Source organism: Paenibacillus kobensis NBRC 15729, from assembly GCF_004000825.1.
Classification (GTDB): Bacteria; Bacillota; Bacilli; order Paenibacillales; family Paenibacillaceae; genus Paenibacillus_T; species Paenibacillus_T kobensis.
Genome location: NZ_BILZ01000013.1, coordinates 99,363 through 109,419, shown reverse-complemented (window position 1 = coordinate 109,419; position 10,057 = coordinate 99,363). Strand labels below are relative to the sequence as shown.

At 54.2% G+C, this 10,057-nt stretch carries 10 protein-coding genes; 4 read left to right on the top strand and 6 right to left on the bottom strand.

The genetic code is table 11. The features are described 5' to 3' along the window. Positions 1 to 93: 93 nt before the first annotated feature. Both PKO01S_RS10665 and PKO01S_RS10660 read right to left on the bottom strand, forming a co-directional pair. Positions 94 to 936 (bottom strand): aldo/keto reductase, encoded by an 843-nt coding sequence (locus tag PKO01S_RS10665; protein ID WP_127531319.1) that lies wholly within the window; start codon positions 934 to 936, stop codon positions 94 to 96. 77 nt (positions 937 to 1,013) lie between these two features. Beyond that, entirely contained in the window at positions 1,014 to 2,225 is a 1,212-nt protein-coding gene (locus tag PKO01S_RS10660) for an MFS transporter (protein WP_127531318.1), read from the bottom strand. A gap of 194 nt (positions 2,226 to 2,419) precedes the next feature. Between PKO01S_RS10660 and PKO01S_RS10655 the strand changes: the two genes are divergently transcribed. After that, positions 2,420 to 2,785, top strand: coding sequence for a winged helix-turn-helix transcriptional regulator (locus PKO01S_RS10655; RefSeq protein WP_127531317.1), 366 nt, complete (start codon positions 2,420 to 2,422; stop codon positions 2,783 to 2,785). Positions 2,786 to 2,844: 59 nt separating this feature from the next. Here the strand turns inward: PKO01S_RS10655 and PKO01S_RS10650 are convergent, their stop codons facing one another. After that, the gene (locus tag PKO01S_RS10650) at positions 2,845 to 3,483 is read right to left on the bottom strand and encodes a lysoplasmalogenase (RefSeq protein WP_246070531.1); all 639 of its coding nucleotides are present in this window, start codon (positions 3,481 to 3,483) and stop codon (positions 2,845 to 2,847) included. Between the two features lie 113 nt (positions 3,484 to 3,596). Here PKO01S_RS10650 and PKO01S_RS10645 point away from each other — a divergent pair, with 113 nt between their 5' ends. After that, positions 3,597 to 4,973, top strand: coding sequence for an aldehyde dehydrogenase (locus tag PKO01S_RS10645; protein ID WP_127531316.1), 1,377 nt, complete (start codon positions 3,597 to 3,599; stop codon positions 4,971 to 4,973). Between the two features lie 131 nt (positions 4,974 to 5,104). Then, positions 5,105 to 6,238 (top strand): S-layer homology domain-containing protein, encoded by a 1,134-nt coding sequence (locus tag PKO01S_RS10640; protein ID WP_127531315.1) that lies wholly within the window; start codon positions 5,105 to 5,107, stop codon positions 6,236 to 6,238. Positions 6,239 to 6,364: 126 nt separating this feature from the next. Here PKO01S_RS10640 and PKO01S_RS10635 read toward each other — a convergent pair whose 3' ends face one another. The 3 genes from PKO01S_RS10635 to PKO01S_RS10625 all read right to left on the bottom strand — a co-directional run bounded on the left by PKO01S_RS10635 (position 6,365) and on the right by PKO01S_RS10625 (position 8,805). Beyond that, the gene (locus PKO01S_RS10635; RefSeq protein ID WP_127531314.1) at positions 6,365 to 6,790 is read right to left on the bottom strand and encodes a MarR family winged helix-turn-helix transcriptional regulator; all 426 of its coding nucleotides are present in this window, start codon (positions 6,788 to 6,790) and stop codon (positions 6,365 to 6,367) included. Between the two features lie 143 nt (positions 6,791 to 6,933). Then, complete coding sequence (locus PKO01S_RS10630; protein WP_246070530.1) at positions 6,934 to 8,034, bottom strand: AbrB family transcriptional regulator; 1,101 nt, start codon at positions 8,032 to 8,034, stop codon at positions 6,934 to 6,936. A 36-nt stretch (positions 8,035 to 8,070) separates the two neighbouring features. After that, on the bottom strand, positions 8,071 to 8,805 hold the full coding sequence (locus PKO01S_RS10625) for an MBL fold metallo-hydrolase (RefSeq protein ID WP_127531313.1): 735 nt from the start codon (positions 8,803 to 8,805) through the stop codon (positions 8,071 to 8,073). A gap of 514 nt (positions 8,806 to 9,319) precedes the next feature. Between PKO01S_RS10625 and PKO01S_RS10620 the strand changes: the two genes are divergently transcribed. Then, on the top strand, positions 9,320 to 10,036 hold the full coding sequence (locus PKO01S_RS10620; protein ID WP_127531312.1) for a hypothetical protein: 717 nt from the start codon (positions 9,320 to 9,322) through the stop codon (positions 10,034 to 10,036). Positions 10,037 to 10,057: the final 21 nt, after the last annotated feature.

The window sequence follows — 10,057 nt, the reverse complement described above, 5'->3', positions numbered from 1 at the left end:
TTAGAGCGCCGCCGTAGCCGCCTCACATAGCAAAAAGGCTGCATCATGAAGGTTATCACCTTCGGATGCAGCCTTTTCACTATCCTATATCGATTAGAAGTTGAAGTTATCCGGGTCCGGACCTACGCGCTCGTCGCGGTTCAGGCCGTCCAGCAGCGCCATGTCCTCGGCCGACAGCTCGAAGTCGAAGACGGAGCCGTTCTCGGCGATCCGGTGGTCTTTGACCGACTTCGGAATCGTCACGACTTCATTCTGCAGATCCCAGCGCAAAATAATTTGTGCAACCGATTTGCCGTATTTCTCCGCCAGCTTCACGATCGTCGGCTCGTCCAGCAGCTTGCCTTGCTTCAGCGGCGACCATGCCTCGAGAACGATGCCGTTCGCACGGCAGAATGCGCGAAGCTCCGGCTGTGCCAGATGCGGATGGTACTCGACTTGGTCGACCATCGGCTTAATTTCTGCATCGGCCATTACATCCTCCAGATGATGCACGTGGAAGTTGCTGACGCCGATTGCACGGACGCGGCCTTGCTTATACAGCGTCTCCAGGGCGCGCCAAGCTTCTTTGTACTTGCCTTTGACCGGCCAGTGGATCAGATACAGGTCCAAATAGTCCAGGCCGAGCTTCTCCATCGTCGCGTCGAATGCGGCGAGCGTTGGCTCATAGCCGAGATCCGCATTCCATACTTTCGACGTAATGAACAGGTCGGAGCGGTTCAGACCCGTCTCTGCAAGCGCCTCGCGGACGCCTTGGCCGACGCCGCGCTCGTTGCCGTAGATCGCTGCCGTATCGATACTGCGGTAGCCGAAGCGGATCGCCGATTTGACCGATTCAACGACCGATTCGCCTTCCGCTACTTGGAATACGCCGAGGCCGAGCCAAGGCATTGCGACGCCATTATGAAGAGTTGTAGTGGATTGTAAGTTCTGAGCCATATTCGAAATCCTCCTGATTGGTTAGGTTAGTTTCCTATGCTATACCGATGTTTCCTGATGCATCAAATTGCTAAAGATCATTGTACCTTTGCTGGATGCAGTTTTCCAGTTGAGCGGCTGTCCCGCATTTCCAGCGACCGCATCCAGGCGGTCAGAAGGACTGCGCCGAATACCATGACAGCACCTATCCATGGGGTATGGATGAGGCCCAGATGCTCTGCGACAAGGCCGCCCGTATAGGCGCCGACCGCGATGCCCGCATTGAATGCGGCGATGTTGACGGCTGACGCAAAATCTTTCGCCTGGGGCGCATACCGCTCCGCCAGGATGACGACATACACTTGCAAGCCTGGCACGTTCATGAATGCGAGCAGCCCCAACATGAACACCGTGACCAGCGCAAGCGCTTGGTACGGAGCGGTGAAGCTGAACATCAGCAGTACAATGGCCTGCAGGATGAACATAATGAGCAGCGCGTGCACAGGTTTGCGGTTGGCCGCCTTGCCGCCGATAATATTGCCGATCGCGATGGCGACGCCGTATAACAGAAGAATCAATGCCGTCGTTCCTTCCTTGAACCCGGATACGTCCTGCAGTAGTGGGGACAAATAAGTGAAGACGACGAATGTTCCGCCATAGCCGAGCGCGGTAATCGCGAATGCGAGCGGCAGCCGGCCGCGGGAGACGAGCTTCAACTGTTCTCCGAGACGGGCCGCCTGCCCGCGCCGCAAATTCGACGGGATGAGCGCCCAATGCGCCAGCAGCGAGATGACGCCGACGATGACAATCGCGATAAACGCGGTGCGCCAGCCCCATTGCTGTCCCATATAAGTGCCGATCGGCACGCCGGTAACCGTCGCAACGGTCAGCCCGGAGAACATGATCGAGATCGCGCTAGCTCTGCGGTTCTCAGGCACGAGATCGGCGGCAATGGTTGAGCCGATCGACATGAAGACGCCGTGTGCGAACGCCGAGATGACGCGTGCCGTCAGCAGAACGCCGATGCTGGAAGCGACGGCTGCCAACCCGTTGCCGATAATGAACGTCAGCATGACGGCAATTAGAAGCGTTTTGCGCGGAATGCGGGCGGTCAGTGACGTTAGAACGGGGGCTCCGACGGTTACGCCAAGCGCATAGAGCGTCACGGTTAGGCCGGATGTTGCGACAGATATATGCAGGTCTTCGGCGATCAAGGGCAGCAGCCCAACGCTGATAAACTCGGTCGTTCCGATGGCAAAGGCGCTAAGCGCAAGCATAAGAAGCGCCACGTTTGCTTGTCTTGGATTCATTAAGAACACCTTCTTATTCAGTTGAGATGGTGCCGACCGGTCGGTAAGTGCTATTATGAATGCATTGGAAGCAAATAAACAGTACGCACTTTCCCGTAATATAGATACTTGAAGGTTATATAGTAACCCAGAAGTAATATAGGTACTTAAAAGTACCTATAAACTTTTGAGCATGGAGAGGAGCAAGCAAGCCTATGGCAGTCAAAAAATATAACATTTCCGTTGAAGCGACGCTTGAGGTGATCGGCGGCAAGTGGAAGTGCGTTATTTTGTGCCATCTGACGCACGGGAAGAAACGGACGAGCGACTTGAAGCGGCTTATGCCGGGCATTACGCAGAAGATGCTGACGCAGCAGCTTCGGGAGCTGGAACAGGACGGCATTGTGAACCGGATCAGCTACAATCAGGTTCCGCCGAAGGTGGAGTACGAGCTGAGCGAATACGGTCTTAGTCTACGCTCGATTCTGGATGCGCTATGCAATTGGGGAGAGAAGCATATTATTAAGGAGTACGGAGACAAGTTCGCCGTATTGGAGGAGAATGTGCTGAATCCGAGATAGCAGGACGCTCTTAGGCGCGTTCTGCTATCAAGGTTGCTTGCTAAGCCGACGCTGCGAAGCTAGTCGGCCGCCGGGCGGTGGCCGACATTATGCGCGATGCAGATTTGCGCCGCATAGTAAGTCGTCATGATCAGAGCGCCGGAATACGACAACTCTTCGATAAACATATTCCACGAGAGAATCGAATCCGATGCCAGGAACAGCAGGCTGCCGATGATCGCCCAGCGCCGTCCGGTCATAATCGCAGACCAAGTCATCACTGCAATGACTGTAATATAGGCGATGACTGGTATGACGAGGTTCGATTTGTCCTGATCGTTCAACGCTTGCACGAGTTGGGTCCCCATATAAGCGGCATACAGCGCGATCGGGATAATGGCGGCGAACCGAACGGCAGAGAACCGCCATTGTTGGAAGAAGCCTGTCATATAGCAGAGATGGCCGATCAGAAAAGCCGACAAGCCGATGACGAACCATTCGAGCGTGGCGTCGCCGACCATACAGAAGAAGAGGCCGATGATCGTCGCCCAATGAAAGCGCTTGCCATCATGCGGAATGCGAGAGAATGCGTACACAATCATTAGCGCCATCGGGATTACTTTGAACAGCAGTTTGACCGCAAGCGGGTCATCGGGAATAACCGTAATGTAGAGGATGCCCATGATGACAATGAGCAGAGGAAGCCCGAACGTTCTCAACAAATAACCGCTCCTTCGAGATCTTGAATGATTTCCCATCCATTGTAGCATGAAATGCAGGACACAACATGATTTCCATAATGATGACTTTCCCAAGGAGGTCGGCGTTCCAGATGAGCAGTATAACAGCATTAATCGACCGGCAGCGGGCGTTTTTCACCGCGGAGCGGACGAAGCCGGTCGAGGAGCGGCGCAAACGGCTGCTTGCGTTACGCGATGCGGTCAAGCGGCATGAGTCTGCGCTGCTGGAAGCCGTGAAGCGCGATATGAACAAGTCGGAGTTCGAAGCGTTCACGACCGAGATCGGACTCGTATACAAAGAAATTACGCATACCTTGAAGCGGTTAAGCCGCTGGGTGAAGCCGAAGCGGGTGCGGACGCCGCTGACCCACTTCGGGAGCAGCAGCTATGTCATGCCGGAACCCTATGGCGTCACGCTCATTATTGCGCCGTGGAACTATCCGCTGCAGCTCGCACTGCTGCCGCTGGTAGGCGCAGTAGCGGCGGGCAACACAGTCGTGCTGAAGCCGTCGGAGCTGGCGCCGCATGTAGCGGATGCGATAGCAGACGTTGTGGCGGAGTCGTTCGAGCCGGAATGGGCTACGGCCGTTCTCGGCGGCGTCGAGACGAGCACCGAGCTGCTTGCGCAGAAGACGGACTATATCTTTTTTACCGGGAGTACGGCTGTCGGGAGAATCGTCATGACTGCGGCGGCAAAGCATCTGACGCCGGTTACGCTGGAGCTGGGCGGCAAGAGTCCTTGCATCGTTCACAGCGATGCCGATCTGAAGCTTGCCGCGCGGCGGATCGCCTTCGGGAAGTTCACGAACGCCGGGCAGACGTGCGTCGCCCCGGATTACGTCTATGTTCAGCGCGAGGTGAAGGAAGCGTTGATCGCGCATTTGGGCGAAGCGATTAAGGAGTTGTACGGGGCAGAGCCGCTCCGCAATCCGAGCTACACGCACATCATTAGCGACAGACATGTTGAGCGGCTTTCCGCTTTCATTAGCGGAAGCGGAACGGTACGAATCGGCGGACAGACGGACGCAGCGCAGCGTGCAGTCGCACCGACGGTGCTCGACGGGGTTGATTGGAGCTCGCCCGTGATGCAGGAGGAGATATTCGGACCGGTGCTGCCGGTACTCCCATACGTCAAGATTGAAGAAGTATTCGAAGCCGTGCTGGCACGGCCGAAGCCGCTGGCGCTTTACTTGTTCAGCGGCAGCCGGGAGCTGCAGCAGCACGTCGTCGATAGGCTGTCGTTCGGCGGCGGTTGCATCAATGATACGCTGATGCATTTTGCCTCGCCGTTTCTGCCTATTGGCGGCGTCGGCGAGAGCGGGATCGGAAGATACCACGGCGAGAGCACGTTCGATACGTTCTCGCACCGCAAGAGCGTGCTCCGGCAGACGACGTTATTCGATATTCCGCTGCGGTATCCTTCGGCTTCGTCGTTCGGGCTGAAGGTGATTCGGAAGCTGATGCGGTGAGGACGGGCGGCAGTTCCTTTTTAGGTTAGAAATTTTTTTCGCTAGACGGCTCGGATATCTTAACAAAATTAGTTGATAATGCCGAAATATGTACTAGTATAAATTTCTAATTAAAAGGGAGCGTTACGAAAATGAAGAAGAAGTTTTCAAAGTTGCTGCTCATTCCATTGGGTCTGAGCTTGCTTCTGCCCAGCGTAGTTGCCAATGCAGCGACAAAGACGTCGGCAGATTTTACAGATTTGGCGGGTATCGATGCGGCACTCAAGGCTAAGATCGATGCGTTGTTGGCGAAAGGCGTATTCGATGGCGTCAGCAATGGCCAATTCGATATCGACGGTAATATGACGCGTGCACAAATGGCTAAAATTATCGCCAAAATTTATGACATCAATGTCGACAATTCGGTAACGAGTTCTTCTTTCAGCGATGTGGCCGCCGATGGATGGGCCCTGCCTTATATCGAAGCAGTGCGGAAAGCGGGATTAATTAACGGCATGCCGGACGGTACGTTCGATCCAGCCGGCACTACGACGCTGGGGCAATTCGCTACCGCATTGGTGAAAGGGTTGGGTGTACAGGTTGACTTAACGGGCAAGCCTTGGTACAGCGATGCGATTAGTCAAGCGGTTAAGAACAAGCTTCTTCCGCAGGGAACCGACGGTAAAGCTCTGGCAACCCGCGCGGATCTTGTCGTAGGCGCATTCGGCGGACAACAAGCTCACGAAGAGTTGCTCAAAGCGGCGGAGGATAAGAAAAAGGAAGAAGCTAAGAAGGCGGAAGAAGAAGCTAAAAAAGCAGAGGAAGCTAAAAAAGCGGAAGAGGCGAAAAATGCATATCAACCGTCGACGTCATATCCGTCTTCCCCAGGAGACACGACCGCGCCGAGCATCACCGCAGCTGCGGTTAACGGCAAGAACGTCACGGTGACCGACGGTGTGTACGGTACGGTCAATCTGAGCGGCATCACTCATTTGACTGGCGGAACGATCAGCGTGAGCGAGAATTCCACTCTTACGATTACTTCCATCGAAGGCATTGATTTAACGGGCTTCTCTTCCTTGTCGTTCACGCAATCGCTGACGGCTGGATTGAATTCGCTTGATTTTATTGCGAAGCTTGCATCGCTCGATAAGAAGGGTGACGGCGTGTCGATCGATGCGCTAGCCAAGTTGGATTCCGGCCACAACGGGTTGGAAGTGAAGGGAACGCTTCAGGATGCTGCGGGCAATACCGCTGCAGTTAAGCTAACCTTTATCATTGGGTAAGCTATACCATTAAATCGTGTCTTATGACTAAAAGGGGGTCTTTGCTGTTATAGCAAAGGCCCCTTTTTGCGTAGGAGGAGTGAACAAAAAAGCAGCAAAGCCTGGGCGGGCCTTGCTGCTTTCTCCTTAATTGCATAAAGACTCGTTAAACTTGCGGAGCAGTTCGCCGAACCGTTCCAATTCTTCCTCGTTCCAATCTTTGAGCCGGTCGGATATTCTCGATAATCTGCGCTGTTTGTATGTTACGAGGGCTTCATTGCCAAGCTCGGAATTATGAAACAGATAGGCTCTGCGGTCCTGCGGATCGGGCGACTTGCGAACATAACCTTTCTGCTCGAGTGCCGCAGTCTGCCGGCTGACTGTCGAAATGTCGAGATGGAGCTGTTCGGCTAACGTCTTGATCCCGACAGTGCCGATCGAAGCAATATGTCCAAGCAGCAAATAAGCGGAGCGGTCCAAATCTCCCAGCTTCTTATTGGATGAGAAAGACGTAATGCGCCGGGCGAGCAGAGTGAGCTCCAGCTCAATCGATTCTATGGATGATTCGTGCATGTCTTGTCCTCCCACTGGGGTGTTAAGCCTATCGTAGCATATCCAATCCTAATTTAATATGTCCGCTTCAGAACAGGGGCAGTCCCGCTCGCCATCCGGCTGCTGGACTGCCCCTGTTCCTTATTTCTAATGTAGAGGTTTGGTTAAGAGGTCTTCTGCCGCTGCTGCCGGCGTTCCAGCGCCCGGAACGTCATGCGCAGCAGCGGCGGTACGGCGAAATAGATAAACCATGTCCGGAATATCTGATAGACCGTCACGATCGAGATGTCGGCGTTGATCTCGTTGGCGATAATGCCCATCTGGTCCATTCCGCCCGGAGCCAGGCTAAGGAACGAAGTGGCGGGCGACACGTCATGCAGCTTCGTCAACAGCATGCTGAGTCCCAGGGAGCCGACAATGAGCGTGAGGCCGCTGAGCAGTGCAAGTGTAATGATGCGCGCCTTGTTCTTCAACTGCTCCGGCTTCAGCAGCAACCCGACGTAGGTGCCGACCAGGTATTGCGCCGCATCCAGCACTTCCATCGGCAGCGCCGGACTGCTCACACTGGACAGATGAAGGGCGGCGGTCGAGATCATCGGTCCAAGCAGGAAGGCGGACGGGAACCGGATCTTATTCGCCAGCAGGGCGGCAGCTACGCAGATCACAGCGAACAGCAGGATGCTGGCATCCATATCGCCCCAGCGGGCTGATATGCCGCCCATCGCCTCTGCGGCAGCGGATCCAGCGCCGTCAGCGCCGAGCAGCGGACTGAACACGATGGCCGGAACGCAGAAAATAATCATCAACAGACGCGACACTTGCAGGAAGGTCACAACGGTTAAGTCGATGCCTTTCGTCTCCTCGGCCAGAACGACGATCTGAGTCAGCCCGCCCGGAATGCTGCCCATGAGCACTGTTGGAAACGGCAAGCCAGATACTTTCGTGATGATCCAGGCCATAAGGACACAGAACAACAGCAGCAGCATCGTCGCCATGACCATTGTCGGCAGCTGATGGCCCATTTGATGCAGCGTCTCTACCGTAAACGACAGGCCGATGGAGTAACCGAGCACGATGAGCGCCGAATCCCGAAGCTGTCTGGGCCATGATGGCTGAATCGTCCGGACGAACCGGGTGCCGATTAGAATGAAGGTCATCGGACCGAGCAGCCATGGGAGCGGGATATGCAGCAGCGTGAAGACAATGCCCCCAAGCAGTGAGATGAGACTTGTGAAAATAAGGCGTACCGCAGGGTGTGAATACAAGCTGGTTCGTTTCATGATCAAGGGCAAGGGCGCAAGCTATGCTTGTTCAGCAAGCTCGGCGATCCGCTTGTTCACATCCCTGCTGTATTGGCCGCCATGGTAGCAGATGACGTTATCGATCGGGTATGCGGCGAATTTCCGCAGCGACTCGTGCGCTTGCTGTAAATTCGGTGTGAACGGCGGATTCGGTCCGCTCAGTTCGCTGCCGTTCATGACCATCGCGTCGCCGGCGATGAGTGTCCGGCTTGCTTCGTGGTAGAGGCTAATATGTCCCGGCGTATGGCCGGGGGTATGGATCACTTTCAGTCCGCCGCCGAAAGGCAGCGTCTCGCCGTCCTCGACCGTATGCGTTACGTTGGCATTGTCGCCGGAGAAGAACGATCTGAACGTCTCGCGCATGGATTCGGGCATTGCCTCTATGAGGCCTGCCATTCGTTCCGGTGACACTTTGAGCAGCGGCTCATTGCCGTCGATGGCGTTCCGGTCGCCTTCGTGCGCATACACGTCAAGTCCAGCCGGCTTCGCAGCCGACAGCCAGAACGGCAGACTGCCGATATGGTCGATATCCTGATGGGTCAGAATAATGCCGCGCAGCTTGTCCGGTTCGAGCCCTGCTTGTACAATAAGGCCGATTATGCTGTCACGGCTGCCGGGCATGCCGGTATCAATCAGTACATAGCCGCTCTCGTCATAGATGACGGTCGGATGAAGGAGCGAGTCTCTGCCGGGCACGCTAAGTTCGAGCATTTCAACGCCTGGTGCTATTCTCATTGTGAAGCGCCAAAGCTTGCATTGAAGCTTCGGCTCACCTCCTTGGCAATAGAATGGAATCTTGTGAGTTCACTATATGCCTGTGATTGGGCAAAGTCAACCGCAGCACTCGGAATTACTAGAATGGTGCAAGAGGCTCTCCATCGAAGGGAGCAAACTAGCATTAACGGCGTCATCCGAACAGCCGGAACAGCTTGGACCGATGGCCTTGGATGGCCTTGATGACAAAGGCATGGAGAGTCCGGCAGACGGCAGGGAGCATGCTATCATTTAGCGTTATTTGTCATTCCGACGGAGTGACAATCTGGCTTATGGTCCGGAATAAAGGGAGTGCGGGCGCGAAAAGCACTCGCACTTATTCTATTTATATAAACGTTAGGACAATAGTCCCAATTAAATTTAGGCACAAAGTCTCGTCTTGCCCTTTATCAATTCCTCTATAATAGAAATTAATAGACTTCGACAAAAAATGAATAATTTTGACATATCAAACTGAAAAGGTGATGAGCAGGACGTGATTTCTCCTTTCTTCCGCAAGAAAGATTCGCCCGACAAGCAGTCGGATAACAATGTGAATAAGATGGCCGTACAGCAGGAGCAGCCTGCAGATCAGGCGGAGAATTTGCGCGATGCCGTCGCTTCCATGCAAGAGGAAGAAGCACAGTCGATTATGACGTCTGTTAGCAAGTCTCATATGGATAAACGCTCGCTCGATCTTATTTTTGCTGTCGAGCAGATTATTCAGTCGAGGCAGCATGCCGATCGAAGTCTTCATGAGCTTCAGGACCGTCTGACGCATTCGAACGGCCATGTGGACCGTTTGAACAAAGAAGTGAAAACGCTCAACAAAGTAATTAGCGACCGCGAAAAAAACATACTGGATTTAGAGCACAAGCTGACCGATAAAAATCTTAAGGTCGATCAAGTAATGGAGGATTACCGCGAGCTGCAGGGCGCGATGACATCCGAAATCGACGAGCTGAAAAGCGCGATCGATCTGGAGCAACAGAAGTATGCAGGTTTGCTGCAGAAGCATAACGAGGCGTTGGCGGAGAAAGTGAAGCTGATTAACGACTTCGAGGACCGTATTGGACGGCTTGAGGTGGAGAACTCCCATCTGAAGCAGAAGTACGAAGCGATGCGCCAAGAGAAGACTTATCTGGCCAACATGATCAGCGACTTTACGAACCGGATGTCGGCGCCGCTAGGACAGAACAAAAACAACAACTAAGACTAGACATCATCGCATCCT

Bases quoted from the DNA above. Each gene is read 5' to 3' on its own strand.
- PKO01S_RS10665 (WP_127531319.1), bottom strand. From the start codon at position 936: ATGGCTCAGAACTTACAATCCACTACAACTCTTCATAATGGCGTCGCA.
- PKO01S_RS10660 (WP_127531318.1), bottom strand. From the start codon at position 2,225: ATGAATCCAAGACAAGCAAACGTGGCGCTTCTTATGCTTGCGCTTAGC.
- PKO01S_RS10655 (WP_127531317.1), top strand. From the start codon at position 2,420: ATGGCAGTCAAAAAATATAACATTTCCGTTGAAGCGACGCTTGAGGTG.
- PKO01S_RS10645 (WP_127531316.1), top strand. From the start codon at position 3,597: ATGAGCAGTATAACAGCATTAATCGACCGGCAGCGGGCGTTTTTCACC.
- PKO01S_RS10640 (WP_127531315.1), top strand. From the start codon at position 5,105: ATGAAGAAGAAGTTTTCAAAGTTGCTGCTCATTCCATTGGGTCTGAGC.
- PKO01S_RS10635 (WP_127531314.1), bottom strand. From the start codon at position 6,790: ATGCACGAATCATCCATAGAATCGATTGAGCTGGAGCTCACTCTGCTC.
- PKO01S_RS10625 (WP_127531313.1), bottom strand. From the start codon at position 8,805: ATGAGAATAGCACCAGGCGTTGAAATGCTCGAACTTAGCGTGCCCGGC.